This is a genomic window from Stappia sp. ABD4_338 (assembly GCF_056312175.1).
This window is the reverse complement of the sequence record NZ_CM149982.1, coordinates 2750538-2773491: the sequence shown is the minus strand read 5'-3', so window position 1 is coordinate 2773491 and position 22954 is coordinate 2750538. Positions and strand designations below refer to the sequence as shown.

General features: G+C 67.4%; 13 protein-coding genes. 8 read left to right on the top strand and 5 right to left on the bottom strand.

What is annotated here, in order from left to right; translation table 11 throughout:
- Positions 1-10 precede the first annotated feature (10 nt).
- Complete coding sequence (locus ACYX4S_RS12535; protein ID WP_476360413.1) at positions 11-7756, top strand: hypothetical protein; 7746 nt, start codon at positions 11-13, stop codon at positions 7754-7756.
- A 59-nt stretch (positions 7757-7815) separates the two neighbouring features.
- Here ACYX4S_RS12535 and ACYX4S_RS12530 read toward each other — a convergent pair whose 3' ends face one another.
- The 5 genes from ACYX4S_RS12530 to dctP form a co-directional block, all read right to left on the bottom strand.
- Positions 7816-8709 (bottom strand): hydroxymethylglutaryl-CoA lyase, encoded by an 894-nt coding sequence (locus ACYX4S_RS12530; RefSeq protein ID WP_476360412.1) that lies wholly within the window; start codon positions 8707-8709, stop codon positions 7816-7818.
- Entirely contained in the window at positions 8706-9983 is a 1278-nt protein-coding gene (locus tag ACYX4S_RS12525; RefSeq protein ID WP_293718653.1) for a hydroxymethylglutaryl-CoA reductase, degradative, read from the bottom strand. The genes ACYX4S_RS12530 and ACYX4S_RS12525 overlap by 4 nt, the downstream gene beginning before the upstream one ends.
- A 15-nt stretch (positions 9984-9998) precedes the next feature.
- Positions 9999-11312: a TRAP transporter large permease gene (locus ACYX4S_RS12520; RefSeq protein ID WP_476360411.1), complete on the bottom strand. Its 1314-nt coding sequence runs from the start codon at positions 11310-11312 to the stop codon at positions 9999-10001.
- A complete protein-coding gene (locus tag ACYX4S_RS12515; protein ID WP_476360410.1) occupies positions 11309-11812 on the bottom strand; it encodes a TRAP transporter small permease subunit in 504 nt (167 codons plus the stop codon). Before ACYX4S_RS12515 ends, ACYX4S_RS12520 begins: the two co-directional genes overlap by 4 nt.
- Positions 11813-11894: 82 nt before the next feature.
- The gene (dctP, locus tag ACYX4S_RS12510) at positions 11895-12929 is read right to left on the bottom strand and encodes a TRAP transporter substrate-binding protein DctP (protein ID WP_476360409.1); all 1035 of its coding nucleotides are present in this window, start codon (positions 12927-12929) and stop codon (positions 11895-11897) included.
- A 150-nt stretch (positions 12930-13079) separates the two neighbouring features.
- Between dctP and ACYX4S_RS12505 the strand changes: the two genes are divergently transcribed.
- The 7 genes from ACYX4S_RS12505 (at position 13080) to cas6e (ending at position 22953) form a co-directional block, all read left to right on the top strand.
- On the top strand, positions 13080-14450 hold the full coding sequence (locus tag ACYX4S_RS12505; protein ID WP_476360408.1) for an aminotransferase-like domain-containing protein: 1371 nt from the start codon (positions 13080-13082) through the stop codon (positions 14448-14450).
- A 456-nt stretch (positions 14451-14906) separates the two neighbouring features.
- Complete coding sequence (gene cas3, locus ACYX4S_RS12500; protein WP_476360407.1) at positions 14907-17606, top strand: CRISPR-associated helicase Cas3'; 2700 nt, start codon at positions 14907-14909, stop codon at positions 17604-17606.
- 524 nt (positions 17607-18130) lie between these two features.
- Positions 18131-19774 (top strand): type I-E CRISPR-associated protein Cse1/CasA, encoded by a 1644-nt coding sequence (casA, locus tag ACYX4S_RS12495; RefSeq protein ID WP_476360406.1) that lies wholly within the window; start codon positions 18131-18133, stop codon positions 19772-19774.
- Between the two features lie 2 nt (positions 19775-19776).
- Positions 19777-20406: a type I-E CRISPR-associated protein Cse2/CasB gene (gene casB, locus ACYX4S_RS12490; protein WP_476360405.1), complete on the top strand. Its 630-nt coding sequence runs from the start codon at positions 19777-19779 to the stop codon at positions 20404-20406.
- Positions 20403-21464, top strand: a complete 1062-nt coding sequence (gene cas7e, locus ACYX4S_RS12485) for a type I-E CRISPR-associated protein Cas7/Cse4/CasC (RefSeq protein ID WP_476360404.1) — start codon at positions 20403-20405, stop codon at positions 21462-21464. The genes casB and cas7e overlap by 4 nt, the downstream gene beginning before the upstream one ends.
- On the top strand, positions 21464-22216 hold the full coding sequence (cas5e, locus tag ACYX4S_RS12480; RefSeq protein WP_476360403.1) for a type I-E CRISPR-associated protein Cas5/CasD: 753 nt from the start codon (positions 21464-21466) through the stop codon (positions 22214-22216). The genes cas7e and cas5e overlap by 1 nt, the downstream gene beginning before the upstream one ends.
- Entirely contained in the window at positions 22213-22953 is a 741-nt protein-coding gene (cas6e, locus tag ACYX4S_RS12475) for a type I-E CRISPR-associated protein Cas6/Cse3/CasE (RefSeq protein ID WP_476360402.1), read from the top strand. The genes cas5e and cas6e overlap by 4 nt, the downstream gene beginning before the upstream one ends.
- The last annotated feature ends 1 nt before the right edge of the window (position 22954 follow it).

Here is a 22954-nt window from a genome sequence, read left to right as displayed (position 1 = left end):
GAAATTGCTGGTGACCGGATCCGAGCGACGCCGAATTGCACGCAGTCGGTTGGCGCTCGGGACATCTGTTGCCGCACTCCTCGTTTCCGGGGCAGTCCAGGCCGACGCGGCAACGCTTCCCGCCTGCGACACGCAAGGCGCGACGGCCACTCTCGAGATCGCTCGACAAGGCGCCAACGGTCCTGACGGCCACGGCACGGTCCCTCCCGGGGCCGGCGGGACCGGCGCCACGATTTCCTGCCGGCTGGACGATGACAACGGCAAGACGCTCGTTCCCACCGTGGCCAGGTCGAATGGCGGTACGGGTGGCAAGGGCGACGAGTTCAACGCCATTTTCGTGATTGTCGGGTCGCCCGGCGGGGCCGGCGGCGCTGGCGGAACGGTCAATCTGGCCATCGACGGAACCCTGAGCAGCAACAATTTCGGCTATGGCGTGCTGGCGGTCGGCGGCGTCGGCGGCGATGGCGGCGTGTCGTTCAAGAGCAAGCGCGGGAGCGGCGGAGCGGGCGGCGCTGGCGGAAACGGCGGCGACGTCACGCTGACCCATGGTGGCACGCTGACGGTTGGCGGCTACGAAAGCTCAGCTCTCGAGGCAACCAGCACGGGACGCGCGGGTGGCCTGGGCGGCGGCTCCTCCAAGGATCTGGGTGACGCGGTATTCTTGGGTCTTGCCGGAGGCGAGGGCGGCAAGGGGGGCGATGGCGGCAAGGCCTCCATCGTCAACGCCGGCCATATCGTGATCGGCAACGGTGCCTATGTCGGCATCAGGGCGCGCAGCACCGGCGGCGACGGCAACACGGGAGGAGTGTCCGACAGGGGCCTGCTCGGTCAGGTGAAGATCGGCGCCAGGGGCGGCCATGGCGGGCATGGCGGTGTCGCATCGGTCACGAACTCGGGATCCATCAAGACCGACGAGATCAAGGTGACCGCGATTCTCGCGCAGACGTCGGGAGGAAACGGTGGAACCGGTGGCAGCGGTATCGGCGGTGTCGGTGGAAACGGCGGCGATGGCGGCACCGTCAACGTCACCAACAGCGGCACGATCCTGACCACGAAGATGCTCTCCGATGGCATCTTCGCACAATCCATCGCCGGGCAGGGCGGCGCAGGCGGGGAGAGCGCGGCGGGCGGCAGCGGCGGTTCGGGGGGAGACGTTACCGTCACCAACTCCGGGACGATCACCACGCAGGGCTACTTCTCCACCGCGATCTACGGGATCAGCGTGGCCGGCGGTGGCCAGGACGGCGGCGCGAGCGAGGGCGAGATCGCGGTCGGCGGCGACGGCGGGGCCGGCGGTCGGGGTGGCAAGGTCACCGTCGACATGGATGGCACGGCGCTGGGCGCGGGCGAATACAGTGTTCACACACAGGGCGCCTTCTCGAACGGCATTCATCTGATTTCGGTCGGCGGCGGTGGTGGACGTGGTGGTAACGCGGTGGCGACGGGAACCTTCTCGGCGGTCGCCATCGGTGGCAAGGGCGGTGCCGCTGGCGACGGCGGCGGCGTCACGGTGCATCTGAACAAGGCAGCCAGCATCCTGACCGAAGGCGATCTGGCCAATGCGATCATCGTGCAGTCGATCGGTGGCGGTGGCGGGTCGGGTGGCAGCGCCCACGCGCAGGCCTATTTTTCGTCGGTTGCGATAGGCGGTTCTGGCGGTGCCGGTGGCGACGGCGGCACCCTCGATGTCAGGCTCGGCGACCAGGCCAGCATCGCCACACGCGGCCACCATGCTTCGGCGATCATCGCCCAGTCGATTGGCGGCGGCGGTGGATCGGGCGGTCAGGCGCATGCCTCTTCTTCGGCGCCGATCCTGGCGACCTCCGTTTCCATGGGGGGCAATGGAGCGTCCGGTGGCGACGGCGGCGAAATCACCATCAACCTTGGAGCGGGCTCGTCGATCTCGACGGGAACCGAGAACTCCGCCAGCGCCCATCTTGTCGACGGCGCCGGCACGCACTCGGTCGGTGTTCTGGCCCAGTCGGTCGGCGGTGGCGGCGGCAACGGCGGATCGGCGGGCTCCTCATCCGTCTCGTATGGGGGCGGCGTGTCGTTCTCCGCATCGGTCGCCATCGGCGGCAAGGGCGGGACGGGCGGCGACGGCGGCAAGATCAACGGCACCGCCGACGGCAGTGTGACCACCTACGATGCCAACTCGGACGCCATCGTCCTGCAGTCCGTGGGCGGTGGCGGCGGCAATGGTGGCGGGGCACATGCGTTTTCCCTGAGCGTTGGCAACGAGATCGACAGCATTTCGGCAAGTGTTGCCATCGGCGGGCATGGCGGACACGGTGGCGATGGCGAGACCGTAACGCTGGGCAGCGCCGGAGCGATCCGCACCGAGGGGGACAACTCCGACGGCATCGTCCTGCAGTCGATCGGTGGCGGCGGCGGCAACGGCGGGTCCGCGCTCGCCTTCTCCGCCGGCGTCAGCATTGGTCCGACGCTCAACGCCTCCGTTGCCGTTGGCGGAGGCGGGGGAACGGGTGGTGTCGGCCGGGCGGTGACCTTCAACGGGTCGGGCAGTGTGACGACGCAGGGCCGGAACGCACTTGGGGTCGTGGCCCAGTCGATCGGTGGCGGCGGTGGCAATGGCGGGTCCGCCACGACCGTGAGCGTGTCTGCCTCGACGCAGCAGTCCATCACGCTTGGAGCCTCGGTCGGCGGCGGTGGCGGCAGTGGCGGTCACGGGGAAGCCGTGACGATCAAGGGTGTCGGGAAAATCTCGACCTCCGGCGAGAATTCCATCGGCGTGTTGGCGCAGTCGGTCGGCGGTGGCGGAGGCAATGGCGGCAATGCGTCGGCCGTGACCCTGTCGGCCTCCGCGGAAGGATCGTTCTCCGCGCCGGTCGCCGTGGGGAGCAGCGGTGGTGACGGCGGCAATGGCGGCACGGTCTCCCTGACCACCAAGGGCGGCAGCGTGACCACGGCGGGCGCGAATTCCGCCGGCATGCTGATCCAGTCCATTGGCGGCGGCGGTGGCAACGCCGGCACGGCAATGAGCGTGAATGCCAGCATCACGACCGGGCCGAACGCCAAGAGCATCACGACGCCGGTTTCCGTTGGCGGCAGCGGAGGTCCGGGCGGAACGGCGGGAAAGATCGATATCTCCTCCGCGACGGTGATTGCGACCAGTGGCGACACGTCGTCCGGCCTGATCGCCCAGTCGATAGCGGGCGGCGGCGGCAATGGTGGTGCGGCCATCACCGCCAACGTAACGATTTCGGATGAGGCGCGCGGGTCCCTTGGCGGCGGCGCGGCCATCGGCGGCGGCGGCGGGACCGGACACAAGGGCGGCACGATCGATCTCACCAGCTCCGGCGCGATCTCCACCGAGGGGGATATTTCGCACGCCATACTCGTCCAGTCCCTTGGCGGCGGTGGCGGCAATGGCGGTTCGGCGTCCACGCTCACCTTCACGCTTTCGGCGCCGGCTGACCTGGAAAAGAAGAACAACGCCGTCAATCTCGAAACGGCGATTGGCGGCAGTGCCGGCAGCGGAAATCACGGCGGCATCGTTTCCGCCACCAACACGGCGGTCATCGGCACGCTCGGCAACCATTCGGCCGGCATGCTGGTCCAGTCCGTTGGTGGCGGCGGTGGTGCGGGCGGAAACGTTGCCTCCCTCTCCGGCGCGGCCGGGAAGTCCGTGACCAGCGTGGGCGTGGACATCGGCGGCAAGGGTGGGGCCGGCGGCGACGGTGGCGATATCACCGCGAAGAACACCGGCACGATTGCAACGCTTGGAAACAACTCGGTCGGCGTGCTGCTGCAGTCGATTGGTGGCGGTGGCGGCTACGGCGGAAACTCGGCTCGTCTTGCGGCTGGAGCCGGTGCCAAGGTCAAGAACCTCAATGCCGTTGTCGGCGGCACAGGAGGGTCGGGCGGCGATGGCGGCAGCTCCGACAAGGCGAAGCAGTCTTTCACGAATTCCGGCGTGATCGTGACACAGGGCCATCGCTCCGCGGCGGTCGTGGTGCAATCCCTGGGCGGCGGCGGCGGTGCCGGCGGTGATGTTCTCACCCGGACGGCAAGCCTCGGGGCAAAGAACACCGATCACGGCAAGCGTTCCGTCACCAGCGGAACGACAACCCTGTCCATGGGCGGCGCGGGCGGCAACGGTGGCAACGGGTTGGCCGTTTCCATTGCCAACGATGGCACGGCTTCAACCTTCGGTGCGAATGCGCATGGTCTCGTCGGCCAGTCGATTGGCGGTGGCGGCGGCATGCACGGTCTTGTCGATACCTTTGACCTGAAGGACGGGACCGGAGGCGGGTCTTCCTCGTCCACGGCGCCGGACGTCAAGGCGGTGATCACGCGGGCTGTCGAGCGAAAGATCTTCGGTGGCGCGGAAGCGGGGACACAAGGCAACGGCGGTACCGTCGACATTCGTGGCGCGGCCGGCAGCGTTGTTTCGACCGCTGGTGCCGCATCCCATGCTGTTCTGGCGCAATCGATCGGCGGCGGCGGTGGCGACATCGGCCATGTGGAGGCCTTGAGCCTTCAGGCCGGGGAGAGTGCGCCGGGAACCGAAAGCGCGGGGACCGACAGCTCGACCTATGACTTCACCGTGCAACTCGGTTCCGGTGATCACACGCTGACCAGCCAGTCCGGAAAGAGCTCCGTGACACTTGCCGGTGGCGCAAGTGTCGTGACCTCCGGAGCCGGATCGCGTGGCGTACTTTCCCAGTCGGTCTCGGGTGGTGGCGGAACCTTCGCGACCGTTCTCGACAGCACGCACGTTGCCGGAGAGGTCTCGACCGCGACCTTCAACGTCACGCTCGGCGGAGAGCAGGGGCACAGCGGGCATCCGGCGCAGGGCGGCGAGGCCGGCGCAACGCTGCAGACCACGGACGGCCATGCCGCCCGTGTCGCGACGGGTGGCGACCTTTCGCATGGTGTGGTGGCGCAATCGGTCGCCTCCGGCGGTGGCAGCGCCGGTGTGATCGTTTCCGACGCGCTTTCGGTCGATCACCAGGACATCACCGCCACGCTTGGCGGAACGGGTGCTGCCGAGGGAGCGGGCGGCAAGGCGAGCGTTTCCGCAACAGGCACCATCATGACAGGCGGGGCAGGCTCTTTCGGCATCCTTGCACAGTCCGTGGGCAGCGGCGGTGGCGAATTTGTCGCCGACCTGGCCCGGAGCGACAGCGCGACGCTCCACCTCGATTTCGGAACGAGGACCGCCGGCTACGCGGACGCGGGGGAAGCCCGCGCGGATCTGACCGGAACGGTCTCGACGTCCGGGGACCTGTCCCACGCCATCGTCGTGCAGTCGGTTGGCGGTGGGGGGGGCATCGCGGGAATCCTCGCCGACGGCATCGGGTCCGTCGATCTGCACTCGACATTCGGCAAGACCGTGTCCGCGGGTGGCAACGGTGGCGCGGCGACGGTCGCGTTGACCGGCGGAAAAGTCTCCACCATCGGCGATTTTGCATATGGCGTTCTGGCGCAGTCGATTGGCGGCGGTGGCGGGCTGCTCTCCCTCGATACTGGCGGGGGGGCGGTCACGCTCGACCTGAACCTGCAGGCAAGCGGGAGCGGTGCCGGCGGTGACGTGTCCGTTACGCTGGATTCCGCCAGCACGATCAGCACGACCGGTCATCATGCACATGGCATCTTCGCCCAGTCCGCGGGTAATGGCGGCGGACTGGTAACGGTCAACGGCAAGGTGTCCGGAACGCCAACATCGCATGTCGGTGCATCCGGGGCAGGCGGAACGGTAACGGTCACCTCGCACGGCGACATCAGCACGTTCGGTGACTACTCGGACGGTATCTTTGCCTATTCGGCGAGCGGCGCGGCGCTCGTTCTGGAAAGCGCCGACGGCGTGCGGGAGATTGCCGGTTACGAGACAGGCACGCAGTCCGGCCAGGTGAGCGTTACCCAAAGCGGCACGGTCTCGGTGTCCGGTGCCCATGCATCGGGCATCCACGCGCTGGCACGCCGTTCCGACGGACTGGGCATTGCTCTCGATATCTCGGGCAAGGTGATCGCCTCGGGCGAAGACGGTGCCGGCATCCGCGCGATCAATGGCATCGCGGTAACTTCGGGCGGCTCCAGGGTCTCGACGAAGGTCGATATCCGAAAGGGGGCGTTCGTGTTTGCGCGCGATGAGGACACGGCGACCAGCGCCATCGTGATCGGAGACGAACGCTCGGCGTTCGAGCTCAACATCGAGGGCACCGTCGCGGCGGTCGGAGCCGATGGCTCCAAGATAGCGACCTACGGCGGCAAGCAGCGTGCCGTCAGCGCCAGCGGCCGCGGGGCCATCGTGGTCGGGGAGAGCGGTGGCGTCGAAGGCACGATCGAGGTGGCCCGTGGCACCGTCGCCGTGCTCAACAGGGGCGTGATCGACGGGTCGGTGATCAATGCGGGTCTATACACCACGGAAAAGGGCAGTCGCCACTTCCTGGAGATCGACCTTGTGGCAGGCACCTCCGCCTATATTTCCGCGCTGGCCGTGACCCGCAACGGCGGCACGCTCAATCCCTATCTCTCGTCCTTCGGAAAGCTGGCGAACTCCGTCGAGATCGTCGACAGCCTCGGCGCGAGTGCCTTCGAGGGACATGTGGCCGACACGCCGGTGCTCAGCTTCCAGACCTCGTCCGACATGCTGAGCGTCAAGGTCACGGACGTTGATGCAAGCTTCGCGGACGCCGGGCTTTCCGGCAACGCCGCCTCGGTGGCCCGGGCCGTGGATCCGCTCGTTGCGCGCTGGATGGACGGTGAGGCGGTTTCCGCCGGTGACGAACGGCTTTACGAGTTCCTGCTCGGTGCGGCCAATACAACGACGCTCTCGGCCCTTTCGCGGACGCTCACGGATCACCTTGACGCCTCGCAGGACTATGATCTGGCGGTGACCCAGCATACCGCTGCCATCTCGCACATCGACAACCTGCACAGTTGCGGCACCCAGTACGGGCCCTGGGCGGCCCTGCGCGAGGATGAATGCACCTGGGGGAAGGCGACGCAGAGCTTCACCGACAATTTCGCGGCCAACACCACGGTGCGTCTGTCGGGCTTCTCGTTCGGCCGGCAGGCGGCGATTGCGGAGAACTGGCGCCTCGGGCTCGGTGCCGGGTTCAATGTCAGCAACAGCAGCGGCGCGGGTGTTTCAAGCGATGGCTACGGGATTCACGCGGGCGGTGTGCTGAAGTACACGCAGGGACCGTGGCTCGCGACCGCCGCGCTGTCTGGCTCCTATTCCTGGGGCGACAGCAAGCGCTACGTGCCGGTCTCGGGCGATATCGCGCGGGCAAGGCTTCGCGCGGCGGGCATTTCGGGTCGTGTGCGGCTGGCGCATGAACTGGACTTCGGCCGTGTCTTCGCGATCCCCACGCTGGATCTCGACATGTCCTGGATCCACGATTTCGGTTACACGGAGCGGGATGCGGGAAGCCTCGGGCTGGCGCTTGACGCGCACGACATGTTCATCGCCGACCTGCATCCGCAGTTGCGTATCGGAACGGATCTGCGCTTCGACGATGATCTCGTGGTGCGCCCCTATCTCGAAGCCGGCGTTGCCTTCGCGCTCGACAACGAACACAGGATGACCCAGTCCTTCGCAAGCGGAGCTCTGGCGGGGGCGAAGCTGTCGTTGACCTCGGAGCGCGAGAAGGTGCGCGGAACCGTCGCGGCGGGCTTCAGCGTGCTTCAGGGCGAGCGTTTCGAGGCGAAGCTGCACTACAGCGGCAGCTTCGGCGAGGAAAGCCGGTCCCATTCCGCAAGCCTCAAGGTCGGCCTGCACTTCTGAGCGGTTTGCGGGCGGCGCGCCGGGAGGAAGCGCGCCGCGCCGGACGCCGTTGGGCGGGCTCAGGCGCCGCGACGGGCCTTGTAGACGCGGCTAACCGGCGCGATACCAAGGCCGCTTTCGCAATAGGCGACCGCGTCGAGCAGCTTCTCCATTGAGAGGCCTGTTTCGTAGCCTTCTCCCTCGAGCATGTAGAGCACGTCCTCGGTGGCGACATTGCCGGTTGCACCCGGTGCAAAGGGGCAGCCGCCAAGGCCGCCGGCAGCGGCGTCAACCGTGCGAATGCCCATCCGCACCGCTTCCAGAACGTTGGCGACGCCCAGCCCGTAGGTGTCGTGAAAATGGGCCGCCACGTCCTCCAGGGGCACATGGTTCGCGACCGCCTCGATGACGGCGGCGATCCGGCGCGGCGTTGCCCTGCCGAGGGTTTCGCCGAGCGCGATCTCGCCGCAGCCCATGTCCCTGAGGGCCCTGGCCACGGGGGCGACCGCCTCGGGAGGCACCTCACCGGTGTAGGGGCAGTCGGTGATCGTTGAAATGTATCCGCGCACGAAGACGCCTGCCGCCCGTGCCGCGCTGACGAATGGCGCGAAGCGCTCGAGCGAGGCGTCGACGGTCCGGCCGATGTTCTTGAGCGCGAAGGCATCGCTTGCAGCGGTGAAGACGGCAATTGCACGTGCGCCGTTTTCCAGGGCCTGATCGAGCCCGCGCCGGTTGGCGACGAGCACCATGTCGCCGGCCCGCTCACGCGAGCCGGTGGCCGCCATCACGTCCGCCGTGTCGGCCATGCGCGGCACACGGTCGGGGGCGACGAAGGCACCGACCTCGATACGCCTTGTACCTGCCTCGCGCAGCCGTTCCACGAGCCCGATGCGTGCGCTCGTCGCGATCGGCTTCGGCCAGGCCTGGAGGCCGTCCCTTGGGCCGACCTCCACGATTTCGACGTGCTGGCTCACTTGCCGCCCCGGAGGCGGGCAAGGATCTCTTCGGCCAGGTCCTGGCGAACCTTGCCGAGCGCCTTGAGCTCGCTCGCGACCTGGTCGATTTCCGCGCCGACCGCGCCGATTGCAAGTGCGACGTTCTGGGCATGAAGCGCCATATGGCCTTTCTGGATGCCGGTCGTGGCGAGGGCGCGCATGGCTCCGAAGTTCTGCGCCAGACCGACCGAGACGATGATGCGGGCGAGTTCGTCCGCCGTCTTCACGCCGAGCACCGCGAGGTTTGCCTGGGCGGTCGGATGGACCTTGGTGGCGCCGCCGATGAGGCCGACCGCCATCGGCATCTCGAGAATGCCGACCAGATTGCCGTCCGCGTCCGCCTCCCAGCGCGACATGGAACGGTAGTGGCCGTCCTTCGCCGCGAAGGCGTGCGCACCGGCCTCGATGGCGCGGGTGTCGTTGCCGGTGGCGAGAACCACGGCGCTGACACCGTTCATGATGCCCTTGTTGTGCGTCGCCGCGCGATAGGGATCCGCATCGGCGAAATGGTAGGCCGAGAGCATGTCGTCGCGGACCTGCTCGCCGCCGATCTGGTCGAGCGGCCAGACGGCGCGGGCACGCACCACGCGGCGGTCGGCGAGGTTGGTCAGGATGCGCAGAAGGCTGCGCGCGCCGGTCCACTCGACGAGCTTCGGTGCCAGCGCCTCGGCCATGCTGTTGACGGCGTTCGCCCCCATCGCGTCGCGCGTGTCGACGATGATGTGGACGATGGTCATCGGGCCTTCGTCGGTTTCGAGCACGCGGATGTCGAGATCGCGGAAACCGCCGCCGAACTTCAGGAGCAGCGGATCCGTCTCGTCGCAGATGGCGCGGATCTCGTCCATGCGCTCATAGACCTTGAGGCGGACGTTCTCCGGGTCGCTGGCGCCGAGAAGCTGGATCTGGGCCGCCATGACCGGGCCGCTGCTGGAGGTGCGGAAGCCGCCGGTCGGGCGGCAGCGCTTCGCGGAGTTGCAGACGGCGGCGACGACGGAGGACTCCTCGGTCGCCATGGGAACGACCATCTCGCGGCCGTCGACGATCATGTTGGTGGCGATGCCCACCGGGATCGCCATGGAAGTGATCGCGTTCTCGACCAGCCGGTCGGCGAGCTCGATCTGCCCCTCGGCCGCGGCGGAAAGGCTGGCGATGGCCTCGTTTCCGAGGTTCGCCTGTTGCGCCACGGCCTGAAGGCGGGCCTCCGGCGTCATCTTGTGAAGGCCTTCAATACGAGACGATCGGACGTCGCTCATCGTGTGTCCTGCTTCTTACTTGATCATGGAATGGGGGAGCCACAGCACGAGCTCCGGGAAGATCGCGCAGATCAGGATCCCGAGTGCCTGGAGGAGCATGAAGGGGATGATCGCGCGGTAGACGGTGCCCATGCCGATTCCGGCGGGCAGCACGCCCTTCATGTAGAAGAGCGTGTATCCGAAGGGCGGTGAGATGTAGGCCATCTGTGCCGAGACGAGGAACAGGATGCCGAACCACAGCCGGTCGAAATCGAGATAGTCGATCACCGGCAGGAACACCGGCACGCAGAGCAAAATGATGCCGATCTCGTCCAGGAACATGCCGAGGAAGAACAGCATGGCCAGCATGACGGCCAGCACGACCCAGCGGTTGGCCTCGAGATTCTGGATGAAGCCGAGCAGGAAATCCGCGCCGCCGGTGCCGGTGAAGATGGCGACGAAGGCACGCGCGCCGATGGTGATCCAGAGGATCATCGTCGTCACCTTGACCACGTCGAGGCCGACGCCGTGGATCAGCTCCCGGTCGAGGCGGCGTTCGATGAGCGCCGAAACGAAGGCCAGTGCCACGCCGACGGCCGCGGCCTCGGTCGGGGTGGCGATACCCATGTAGATGGTTCCGAGCACGCCGACGATGATGAGCATGGGCAGAACCAGCGACTTGAGCGCGGCGATGCGCATGCCCCAGGTGATGTCCTCGATTTCCTCCGGGCGCGGCGCCATGGACGGGTTCAGTGTCGCACGCACGACGATGTAGCCGATGTAGAGCGAGGCGAGCAGGAGCCCGGGAACGACACCGGCGATGAACATCTGTCCGATGGAGGCCTGTGCCGTCACCGCATAGACGATGGTGATCACCGACGGCGGGATCAGGATGCCGAGCGTGCCGCCGGCGCAGATCGTACCGATGGCGAGCTCCGGGTGGTAGTTGCGCTTCAGCATGGAGGGAAGCGCGAGCATTCCCATGGCCGCGACGGCCGCGCCCACGATGCCCGTCATCGCGGCGATGATGGTGCAGATGGCGATGGTGCCGACCGCAAGGCCGCCGGGAAGCCTCCGCGACCAGAGCTCCATCGCCTTGTAGAGGCTTTCGATCACGCCCGAGCGTTGCAGGATGCTCGCCATCATCACGTAGAGCGGGATCGCGAGAAGCGATTCCGAGTGCATCGTGTCGAACAGGTTGAGCACGGTGACGGCGAGTGCCGCCTGTCCCCACAGCGTGATGGTGAAGAGCAGCGCGAGCGCGCCGAGGGTGAAGGCGAGCGGAACACCCGTCAGCAGAAGGCCGACGAGGCTTGCGAACATGATCGCGAGAACGAGCTCCGAGCTCATGGGCGAGCCTCCTCGTCAGTCGGTCCGGTGAGGGTGGAGATCGCCTCGACGAGGGCCTGGGCGAAGAGCATGGCGAAGGCGAACGGCACGACGAACTTCATCCACCAGATCGGAGGGTTCCAGGCGGAGAAGCTGGTCTCCCCCAACTCGTAGGCATTGATCGCCAGCGGCCAGCTCACCTTTGCCAGGATGGCGGCGAAGATCGCCACGACGGCATAGGAGAAGATCTGCAGGACCTTGCGTGGCGTGCCCTTGACCCGTTCGCTGAGGATGTCGACGGAGACATGCCCGTGCATATGCAACAGGTAGGGGCCGGCCAGCATGAAATGGGGGCCGAACACGAGCGTGCTTGCCTCCATGGCCCAGACCGTGGGCGCGTCGAAGGCGTAGCGCGCCACGACCTCGTAGAGCAGCATCGGCACCACGGCGAAGATGATCGCGGCGGCGAAGACGAAAAGGATCCGGTTGAGGCCGGTGACAAGGGCGCAGAGTGCTTTCATGGGGCTGCCGATTGGTCGCGAGGCGCGGCGAAAACGGACGGGCGGTGCCGGATGGCACCGCCCGTCGCATGTCGTTTGCGGATCAAAGGAGCGCGAGCGACTTCATGAAGGCGGTCTGGCTCTCGACGATCCTGGTCGCGAGCGGATCGCCCTTGGTCGCCTTGGACCAGGATTCGACCGCCTTGGCGCGGGCCTCGGCCACATCGCCCTGGTCCAGATGAATCACCTCGACGCCCTGCTCGCGGTACTTGTCGAGCACCTTGGTGTTCTCGACGAGAATGCGCTGGCGGAGCGAGCCGGAGATCTCACGGGCCGCGACGGCGAGCGCCGCCTTGAAGCCGTCGGGCAGCGCCGCGTAGGCCGCGTTGTTGGCCACGTAGCTGGTCGCGGTGGTCGGCTGGTGCACGCCCGGCAGGATGATGAACTTCGCCACTTCCGCGAGACCGGCCTCGTAGTTGGCCGTCAGGTCGCCACGGTCGGCGAAGTCGATCAGGCCCTTCTCGAGGCCCGAGTAGACCTCGGCGGTGGCCAGCGGCGTCACGGCGACGCCGAGGTCGCCCATGACGGCGGAGGCGAGGCCCACGAAGCGGCCCTTCTTGCCGGCCATGTCGGCGATCGTCTCGATCCGGACGGTCGAGTGCATCGGCTCCTCGCCATAGACGGTCGGTGCGATGTAGGTGAGGCCGGCCTTGCCATAGGCCTCGCGGGCCATGTCGAGACCGCCGAGTTCGTAGAACCATGCCTCGTACTGGTCCGCCTCGGGGAAGCCGAAGGGAATGGTCGAGGTGAAGGCGAACGCGGGAATCTTGCCCGCCTCGTAGCCGTCGAAGGTCTTCATCATCTCGAAGGCGCCGGCACGCACCGCGTCGAACGCCTGGTTCGCGGGCACGAGCTGTCCGGCGGAGAACAGCTTGATCTCGAAGCGGCCGTCGGTCAGTTCGCCGACGCGCTTGACGAAGGCCTTCTCGAACTCGAACGGCGTGGTGCCGCCGTCCCAGAGCGCCTGCATGCGCCACTGGACGTTTTCCTGGGCGCGCGCGACGGCGGGCATGGCAAGCGTGGCAGCGCCACCAACGGCCGAGGCCGTCAGAAGGCGGCGGCGGGTCAATTCGGTCATGGGCATCCTCCCGGGGATTGTATGTTTGTAGACCAGCCCGAATTGTCATAAAACGTACTGGGACAATCAAGGGACAGTTTGGCGCGATTTGGCGATGACTGTCCCATTTATTTGGCTGGGACAGTCATCGTCAAGACTGCCGAGGTGCGCATGTCGAGAGTCGACAAAATCGTCCAGAATGTCAGCGGGTTGCTGTCGGCGGGCGCCTACAAGGCCGGCGAGCGCCTGCCGTCCGTGCGCCAGGCCGCGCGCGAACATGGCGTGTCGAAGAACACCATGGCGGACGCCTATGACCGTCTGGTGGCGCAGGGGCTGCTCGAGGCACGCGCCGGCTCCGGCTACTACGTGGCTCAGTTCCAGATCGTGCGTCCCGCGCCCCAGGCGCCGCATGTGGCGGCGGCGGTGGACATCGTTTCCCTGCTGCGTGAACAGCTCGACCAGCACTACGAGGTGCGACCCGGAGACGGTCGCCCGCCCGCCTTCTGGACGGAAGGGTCCGAGCTTAAGCGGTTCTTTTCCGGCTTCAAGACGGCCGAACCGGCCTCCGTCGATTTCGGTTACGGCAGTTCCTGGGGCTATGCGCCACTGCGCGAGCGGTTGCGGATGCTGCTGCTTGAGCGCTCCATCTCCGTGCCGCCGGACGGTCTGCTGCTCACCCATGGCGTCAACCACGGGCTGGACCTGATCATCCGCCACCTGATCGAGCCCGGCGACACCGTGTTCGTGGATGATCCCGGCTACTATCCGCTGTTCGGCAAGCTGACCCTGGCCAAGGCGCATATGGTGGGCATCCGGCGCGGCCCGGACGGGCCGGATCTTGAGGATCTCGCGGCCAAGCTTGCCGTGCATCGCCCCAAGGTCTTCTTCACCCAGTCCCATGCGCACAACCCGACGGGCGGCACGCTGTCGCCGGCGGTGGCCTTTGGCCTCATGCAGCTTGCCGAGCGGTCCGGCTTCCTGATCGTGGAAAACGACGCGCTCGCGGACATCGTTCCCGCGACCCTTCCAAGGCTCGCCGCGCTCGACCAGCTCAACCGCGTTCTCTACGTGGGAACCTTCTCCAAGACGCTCTCGGCAAGCCTTCGCTGCGGTTTCGTCGCCGGTCATCCCTCCATCGTGGGGGCGCTGAGCAATCTCAAGATGCTGACGATGGTGGCGACCTCGGACTACGTGGAGCGTTTCGTCTTCAACCTCATCCAGGGCGGGCAGTACCTGCGCCATCTGCGGCGGCTCAAGGCGCGGGTGGAGGAGGCGCACAAGGCGTCCGGCGCGCAACTGGAGGCGGCCGGCCTCAAGGTCCGCCAGAGCGTGACGCCGGGCTTCTACCTCTGGGCTGAGTTCCCCGGTGACGTGGACGAACTGGAACTGTGCCGAAGGGCGGCGGAGCGCAGCATCTTTCTTGCGCCCGGCAGCGTGTTCTCCCCCGACCGGGGCGTGCGGGGGCCGGCGACCATCCGCGTCAACGTCGCCTATGGCACCAACCCGGCCTTCATCGACTTCCTGCGCGAGCAGATCCGCTGAGGAGGGGTGGGGAGGCCACCCAAAACGCCTCCTGTCATCCGCTTCAAAACGGCACAAAAAGCTGGTAGACTTTTCGTGCTTGAAAAGTTCTTTGAAAATCAGTGGCTTTCAGGAAGGGCGTTCCCCGCACACGCGGGGATGAACCGGTGTCGAGCCTGATCCGTCATTCGCCGGCAGTGCGTTCCCCGCACACGCGGGGATGAACCGCCAAGCTAAGGGCCGAAACAGACGCGCAAAAGGCGTTCCCCGCACACGCGGGGATGAACCGCTCGCCTCGATGCGCGGCGGCGGCGGCGACGAGCGTTCCCCGCACACGCGGGGATGAACCGGAAAAGTTCGGTATGCCGCCGGGTACTATGGCGCGTTCCCCGCACACGCGGGGATCGGAGCGCTTCCCTTTTTGCCACCTGGCCTGCACACTCCCCGGGTGCGGATGTGCAGGCGGGGCGGGGAAGCTTGGGCGAGACGGAGACACATGCGGTCCGGCACGCGCTGTTCTGGGCCAAGACAGGCGCGGACGACGCCCCCTGGCGGTACAAGCCCGTTGCCCATCACGGTCTGGACGTTGCCGCCTGTGTCGAGGCGTATCTTCGGCACAATCCGGCTCGCCTGTCGCGGGAAGTCAGCCTGTCCGGCCTGTCGGGGCGCGCGCATGTGGCGACATGCGCGTTTCTGGCCGCCTTGCACGATCTGGGTAAGTTCTCGAACTCCTTTCAGGCCCTTGCACCGGAGGTCTGGCCGGTCGCCGCGCTTGGGCCGGTGCCCGCCGCGCTGCCGGGGCGGGTGTCCCACTGGCAGGCGAGTGCGGTTCTTCTCAACGCCGGCCCGGTGCATCGTGCCCTCGCGCCCGTTCTTGGGCCTTTCGGGCCGGACCGGCAGATCATCGCCGCCGTGGCCGGCCACCACGGCGTCGCGCCGGACATGGATCATCTCGATCGGTGCGACGCGCAACAGGCGGAGCGGGATCCGCTGATCGGCAGGGCGTGCGTGGCGGCGGCGGTGGCCTTCTGCGAGGATCTCGTGCGGCTGTTTCCGGACCTTCGCGACATCGGCGACCCGCATGACACGGCCGGCTTCTCTTTTTCCCTGAACGGCCTCGTCACCCTGGCCGACTGGGTCGGCTCGGATGTCGCCTGTTTTCCCTTCGAGGATCCGGACCTTCCGCTTGCCGAATACTGGTCGCTCGCCCGGCAGCGGGCGGAAACGGCGCTTGCGGACAAGGGGCTCCTGCCGGCGCGCGTGGTGTCCTCTCCCGTCCTTGCGCGGTTTTCCGCCCATACGCTCGCGCCGCGCCCCATGCAGGCGCGGGCGCGGGACCTGTCGCTTCCCATGGAACCACAGATCATCGTGATCGAGGACGGCACGGGCTCGGGCAAGACCGAGGCGGCCCTGTTGCTCGCCGCGCGGATGATGGCGGCCGGGCTCGGCGAGGGGCTGTTCATCGCGCTGCCCACCATGGCGACCGCCAACGCGATGCACACGCGCCTGGAAACCGCCCTTGCCGGCCTGTTCGAGGGGCCGGCCTCCCTCGTTCTTGCTCATGGAAAGGCCGGGCTTGCCACCCGGCTCGACCGGCTGGCGGCGGGCGACGGGCCGGACGCGCGCGACTCGGCGGTGCGCACCTGGTTCAACGCCTGGATCGCCGACAATCGCAAGAAGGCCTTCTTCGCCTCGGCCGGGGCGGGGACCATCGACCAGGCATTCCTCTCCATCCTGCGCCGCAAGCATCTGACCATGCGCCAATATGCGCTCGCCGGGCGGGTGCTCGTCGTCGACGAGGCCCACGCCTGCGACGCCTACATGGGCGAGGAACTCGAAGTGCTGGTGGAGATGCACGCGCGCCTCGGGGGCTCGGTCATCGTTCTCTCGGCAACGCTCGGACATCGCGCGCGGGCGGGCCTCGTCGCGGCCTTCGCCCATGGCCGGGGCGTCCACCCGAACGATCTGCCCGACCTGCGCCGACGCGTGTGCTCGCCGGCCTATCCGCTGCTGACGCACTGGAGCGCGACGACGGACGTGGAGGAGTGCCCCGTCGAAAGCGATCCCGCGCTGGCGCGCCGCATTGCCATCCGGCGCGTCGAAAGCCGGGAGCAGGTCGTCCGGCTCGCATTGGAGGCGGCCGGGCAGGGCGCGTGCATTGCAATCATCTGCAATGCGGTCGATCCCGCCGTCGAGATGTGGCATGCGCTTGTCGAAGGCGGGCAGGACCGGGAGCGCTGCCATCTCTTCCATGCCCGCTTTACCGTGGCGGACCGTGGCGCGATCGAGGCACGTGTCCTGCGCCTGTTCGGTCGCGACAGCGATCCGGCGACCCGGTCGGGGCGGATCCTCGTGGCCACGCAGGTGGTCGAGCAGTCCCTGGACGTGGATTTCGACGTGATCTTCTCCGACCTCGCACCGGTGGACATGGTGATCCAGCGCGCCGGCCGCCTGTGGCGGCATCACCGCGAGGCACGTCCCGTCGCCGCGCCGGTGCTGCACCTTCTCGCTCCCGACCCGCACGGCATCGGCGATGCCAGGTGGCTGGAACCCGTTCTGGGTGCGGGGGCATTCGTCTACAGGGTGCCCGGCGTGATGTGGCGCAGCGCGCGGGATCTTTTCGCGAAAGGCGCGCTGGAAACGCCCGGCGACCTGCGCTCCCTGGTCGAGGCCGCCTATGATCCCGCCTTTGAAGGTCTTCCCACATGTCTTTATGGCGGTCACATGGAGTCGCTCGGTTGTGAGAGTAGCGCGGAATATATGGCCAAGCGAAACGCCATCCACCCGGACGATGGCTATGCCGCGCTTGCGGAGCTTTCCGCCGACGAGGACATCGGGACGCGTCTCGGCGAGCCTTCGCTGACCTTTCGCCTTGCCCGGCGCGAGGGCGGCGTGCTGGTCCCCCTGTGCCAAACGCCCGGCGCCGAGGATTTGCTGAACTGGAGCCTGAGCGAGATGTCGGTGCGTGAAGGCTGGTTGCGGCGTGCCGGCGGGGGAGCGCTTCCCGGGCCCCTGGATCCGGTCGCGGTCGAAAACGTGCGTGCCAACTGGCCGGAATGGGAGCAGACCATGCCGCTCTACGAGGTCGATGCCGACGGGCACCTCCTCACCGCCGACGCGGAAAGTCTTCGCTACGACGCCTCATACGGGCTCGGAAGTGGTGCGGTGTCTGTGTGATGAATGGTGCTGGACAGGCGGTACCTGTCCCGGTACCACGAGACATCCTGCAAACGCGGGAATGACCCGGCACGCCGCGTTGGGATGCAGCGCCGGGAAGAATGTTCCCCGCACACGCGGGGATTTCATTAAGTGGCAAGGCATCTTGTGGCAGGAGAAGTCTGTTCCTGGTGTTTAACGATGTAAGAAACAATGAGTAGGTGAGGAAATTAAGGCACGGCGCGTAGGTCATGACCAGGATAATCCTTGACACGCCGGCGTGTCTGGGTAAAAAAAGACCTCCGGGCGAGATTCGCCCGGAGGTCTCAATGAGCGCGATAGCAGTCAGAGGTGTGGTGACCGAACTGCTTCGCTATCAAGGAACACGCGAGGTGAGCCCACATGGGCATCAGACCTGACTGTGCGCGGCCTTCTATGCCGCGCTGAATACCCTTTTGTATGCAATATGTCCAGCGCGCGTGTGCGCGCTGGACACTGTTGGGGGTTCATGCGTGTCTGTTTCAAGGAAAGTTTTTAATCTCAACATGGTGAGGGATCCGGTCTTTCCGGTGCTCACCCTGTCCGGCGCGCGGCGCTGGGAGTGCCTTTCAGGCCTGCTTGCCGAGGAAGAGGATTATCCCGTCGCCTTCGACTGGCCGCGCGGCGACCTCAACGTCGCGAGCGCGGAGCTTGCCATCGGCCTTCTGACGCTCCTTCACAAGCCGGCCGGCGAAGACGACTGGCGCGCCCTGTGGGAGGGGCGCGGCGAGGGGGATCTGGCGGCCGGCATCGAGCGTCTTGCGCCGTTCTTCAATCTCCTTGGCGATGAAGCGGGCGAGGGGCCGCGCTTCTGTCAGGACCTGGACGAGCTTGCGGGAACGCCGAACCCGGTCGAGGCGCTGTTCATCGACACGCCCGGCGCCAACGGCCAGAAGAAGAACTCCGACCTTCTGACCCATCGCAACCGCTTTCCCGCGCTGGGGCTCGAGGCGGCTGCCATGGCGCTATACGCGTTGCAGCAGTTCGCGCCCTCGGGTGGCGCCGGCAACCGCACATCCATGCGTGGCGGCGGCCCGATGACCACGCTCGTCGTGCCGAATGCCGGCGGCGGTGAACCGGTCCCGCCGCTGAAGCGGCTGCTCCTGCTCAATCTTCCGCTGACCTTCGGCGGGCGCGATGGCGCTCTGCCGGCGGACGAGATGCACCGGGCCTTGCCCTGGTTGCGACCGACGATCACCTCGAAGGGCAAGCCGCCGCGCACGATCGCCCAGGCGGACCCGGCGGTGCATCCCGTGCAGGCGTTCTTCGGGATGCCGCGCCGCATTCGTCTCGTTGCCGAGGGAGAGGGCGTGTGTCCGCTCACCGGGCGGGAAGGTCCGCTGGTGACCGGCTTCGTGCAAAACCCGTGGGGCATGAACTATTCGGACTGGACCCATCCGCTCACCCCCTACCGTCAGACCAGGAGCGATCCGCCCTACACGGTGAAGCCGAAAGCCGGGCGACTGGGGTTTCGCGATTGGGTCGGCGTGACGGTCGGCCTGCAGCGCAAGGAGCTTGCGGCGCGCCCGGCGGAAGTCGTGGACCGGGTCGGCGCGCGGCTGCGCGCGCTTCGCCGGCGCGGCATCGGCGTCAGCCTGCTTGCGGCCGGCTGGGCCATGAACAACATGGAAGCCGAGCGCTATCTGGAGGCCGCCGAACCGCTTCATATCTCCCTCGACGGCGATGAAGAAGCGGTCGCGGCCCTGTCCCGCAGCGCGCGCGATCTTGCAGAGGCGGCGGAGGATGGGCTGCGCCTCCTGCGCGGTGCTCTCAACGAGGCGCTGTTCGGCGGACAGGCCAAATCCACCGACAGCGGTCTGTTCGAGGAAGCGGGGAACAGCTTCTACGAGCGTGCCGAGGACACCTTCCACGATCTTCTGGCGCAAGTTGCCGCGCGCGGCGCGGAGGCCGACGACGACGCGCTTGCCCGCCAGTGGCTCGCCACGGTGCGCGGCCTGTGCCTGTCGATCTTCGACGAGCATGCGACCCTGCGCCTCGTTGGCGGTGACATGCGCGAGGCCGAGCGGATCACCAACGCCTATGGCCGTCTGTTCTCCGGTCTCTCGGAGCGTTCGAAAATCGCGCAGGCCCTGCGCATCGTCGCAAGGCCGCGTTCCGCGGATGCCGCGACCCCAATGGAAGGAGCGTGATCATGGCAATGCCCACGCCACGGGACGGGGCGGGCAAGGCCCCCCGCCGTCACGACGAGACTGTCACGGCGTTGATTTCCGTCTGGCGGCGGCTCTATCCCAACCCGGAGACCCACCAGCGTGGCGACGCCGGCGCGCGCGCCGCCCTTCGGCGGGCGCCCTCTCCGGATGCCGTGCTGCTGGAGCCGGCCTTTCACGCGCTGCTTCTTGCGATGAAGGAAGGAGGCTTTGACTTCCGTTCCTTCGATAACGACCGCTACCGGCGTCTGGCGCTTGTGTCGGCACTTCTGGCGGAGCGCCGGGACGGGAGCTCGGGACCGAAACGCCTGCTGCAGGTGCTGGGCGGGTTCGACGCCGACCAGCGTTCGCTCTCCGTCCTGCGCTTCCAGTCGCTGATGGCCGCGCTCGATCGCGGCCTCGATGAGGAGGCCATGACCGCACTCCGCCGCGCGTTGAAGGTTGCCGGCGAGGCCACGTTCAACATCCAGGCTTTCGCTGGCGACCTGCTGGGCTGGAGCGAACGCACGCGGATCAAATGGACCTTCGACTACTTCGGCCGGCCGCATGTGGCCGAACCGTCCGGCCTTGATCCCGTCCCGACCCACATGTCCGCCGAGGAGACCGCGCGATGAGCCGCTTCCTGCAATTGCATCTTCTGACCGAGTATCCGATTTCCAATCCCAACCGTGACGATCTCGGGCGTCCCAAGACGGCGCGCATCGGTGGCGAACTGCGCCAGCGCATTTCCAGCCAGGCGCTCAAGCGCGCAATCCGCACGCATGATGCCTTCGCCACCGCGCTCGAGGGGCACACTGGCCAGCGCACCCAGCGCATGGGCGAGCAGATCATCGAGCATCTGATGAAGAAGGCCGTCGACGAGGCAAAGGCGATCGAGGCGGCCAAGGCCATCGTGCCCGTCTTCGGCAAGCTGGAGTCCAACCGCAAGCCCGAGGCCGCCCGAACCGCGCAGCTCGCCTTCGTGTCGCCCGACGAGAGGGCCGCCGCTTTCGATCTGGCGGAACGTTTCGTGGCCGGTGAGGAACTGCCCAAGGACAAGGACCTCGCCCGCCTCGTCCTTCGTCCGGCGGACGGAGCGGTGGACATCGCCATGTTCGGCCGGATGCTGGCGGACAACGCCGACCTGAACCGCGATGCCGCCGTGCAGGTTGCCCATGCCTTCACCGTCAACCGCGTCGTGATCGAGGATGACTTCTACACCGCCGTCGACGATCTCAAGCAGAAGGCGGAAGACGCGGGAGCGGGCTTTGTCGGCGAGGCGGGCTTCGGCGCCGGCCTCTACTACCTCTATGTCTGCGTCAATCGTCCGCTGCTGGTGGAGAACCTCGATGGCGACCGCTCGCTCGCCGCGCGGGGCATCGAGGCTTTCGTGCGCGCGGCGGCCATGGCCGTGCCGGGCGGCAAGATCAATTCCTTCGCAAACCATGCCCGCGCGAAATTCATTCTCGCCGAACGCGGTGACGTACAGCCCGTCAATCTGGCCGGTGCCTTCACCGTTCCCGTGCGGGGGCCCGATCTTCTCGCCGAGGCGGTCGCGAAGCTGGAAGGGGAGCGTGACGGGTTCGCGCGGAGCTATGGCCTTCGCGCCGACGGCGAGATGCGGTTGCATGTCGGGGACGCGGAGGCCGCGACGATCGACCAGCTTGCGGGGTTCGCGGCGGAGGGGCTGTGATGGCCGAATGGCTCGTCATCGCGCTTGAGGCGCCGTTCGCGAGTTTCGCCGATCAGCCGGGCAACACCACGCGCAAGACCGGCGACATGCCGACGCGCTCGTCGCTCATCGGTCTTGCCGGGGCGGCACTTGGTGTCCGCCGCGAGGATGCGTCCGGGCAGGCGGCGCTCTCGGCCGGGCTGGTGACGGCCTCGGCCCTGATCGAACCGGGAAATCTCCTTGCGGACTTTCACACCTACGAGTCGCTGCACCAGGCGGCGAAGGGCGTGGCGACACGTGCGGAGGCGCTGCGCCGCAAGGAGCATCTCAACACGTCGATCACGCGCCGGGACTATCGCACGGATGCCCTGTGGCAGGCCGCGTTCAGGTTGAGCGAAACGCCGGGCGAGTTGACGCTCGAGACCCTGGCCGACGCCTTTCGCAAGCCGGTCTTCGTCCTGTCCGTCGGGCGACGGTCCTGCACGCCAAGTCATCCGCTCTGCCCGAAAGTCGTCTCGAGTGACGATGTGCGGGAGGCCTTTGCGGCACATGCACGCGCGCTGGACGACGCCCGCACCGCGATGCGCAAGCGTCGGCTCGGGCCGGCTCGCCTTCATGCGCTGGAAGACCCGGTGGATGCGCCGGGCGCCAATCGCGTTTCGGCTCACTGGCGACGGGACCAGCCGCGCGACCGCTCGAGCCGCTGGACGTTTTCCGACCGGCGCGAATGGCGGATCCCGGGCGGGGTGGCGGAAGAGGAGAGCGGCGCATGAGCACCTTGTGGTTCACCCGCGCGACCCTGAAACGGGGATCCCCGGACGTCGCGCCGCTCCTGGGCACATTGCTTGGCGAGCGGGACGGCGGTTCGCTTCTCGACACGAGCCACCGCCTGCTGTGGACCCTGCTGCCCGAGGCAGTGCAGCGGGCAGGGGAGACCGGGAGCGGGCGCGCGGCCTTTTTGTGGCGGCGCGCCGACGACAGCGCGGACGGGTCCGTCTGGTATGTGCTTGGCCCCGAGCCCCGGTCCGACTGCGCGTTCTTCCATGTGGAGAGCAAACCCTGGGAGCCGGCGTTTGCGCCCGGAGACCGTCTTGCCTTCGACATGGTCGTCAATGCCACGGTGGAACGCATGGAGGATCCGTTGCGCGGCCGCGACGGGCGCCGGCGGGTGGACGTGGTCATGGATGCGATGCGCGCCCGGGAGCGGGAGGGTGTGGAGGTGCCGCGTGCGCGCCTGCGCCGCGATTGCGGCCAGGATGCCCTGTCCGGCTGGCTTGCGCGCCAGGGCGAGCGCAACGGCTTTCATGCCCTGGAAACCGAGCTTGCGGACTACCGCACCGTTCCGCTTCAGCGCGGTCGGGGCCGAACGCGCGCGCAACTGGGCATCAGTCACCTGAAGGGCCTTGTCGAGGTGACGGACCCCGAAGCCTTTGCCGCGCGGCTTGCGTCCGGCTTCGGACGGGCCAAGGCATTCGGCTGCGGGCTGATGCTCGTCAGGCGGGCACGCTGAA

What these genes read in the sequence shown, in the direction of transcription:
- ACYX4S_RS12525 (WP_293718653.1), bottom strand. Translation starts at nt 9,983, where the DNA reads ATGAGCGACGTCCGATCGTCTCGTATTGAAGGCCTTCACAAGATGACG.
- ACYX4S_RS12520 (WP_476360411.1), bottom strand. Translation starts at nt 11,312, where the DNA reads ATGAGCTCGGAGCTCGTTCTCGCGATCATGTTCGCAAGCCTCGTCGGC.
- ACYX4S_RS12515 (WP_476360410.1), bottom strand. Translation starts at nt 11,812, where the DNA reads ATGAAAGCACTCTGCGCCCTTGTCACCGGCCTCAACCGGATCCTTTTC.
- dctP (WP_476360409.1), bottom strand. Translation starts at nt 12,929, where the DNA reads ATGACCGAATTGACCCGCCGCCGCCTTCTGACGGCCTCGGCCGTTGGT.
- ACYX4S_RS12505 (WP_476360408.1), top strand. Translation starts at nt 13,080, where the DNA reads ATGTCGAGAGTCGACAAAATCGTCCAGAATGTCAGCGGGTTGCTGTCG.
- casA (WP_476360406.1), top strand. Translation starts at nt 18,131, where the DNA reads ATGGTGAGGGATCCGGTCTTTCCGGTGCTCACCCTGTCCGGCGCGCGG.
- casB (WP_476360405.1), top strand. Translation starts at nt 19,777, where the DNA reads ATGGCAATGCCCACGCCACGGGACGGGGCGGGCAAGGCCCCCCGCCGT.
- cas7e (WP_476360404.1), top strand. Translation starts at nt 20,403, where the DNA reads ATGAGCCGCTTCCTGCAATTGCATCTTCTGACCGAGTATCCGATTTCC.
- cas5e (WP_476360403.1), top strand. Translation starts at nt 21,464, where the DNA reads ATGGCCGAATGGCTCGTCATCGCGCTTGAGGCGCCGTTCGCGAGTTTC.
- cas6e (WP_476360402.1), top strand. Translation starts at nt 22,213, where the DNA reads ATGAGCACCTTGTGGTTCACCCGCGCGACCCTGAAACGGGGATCCCCG.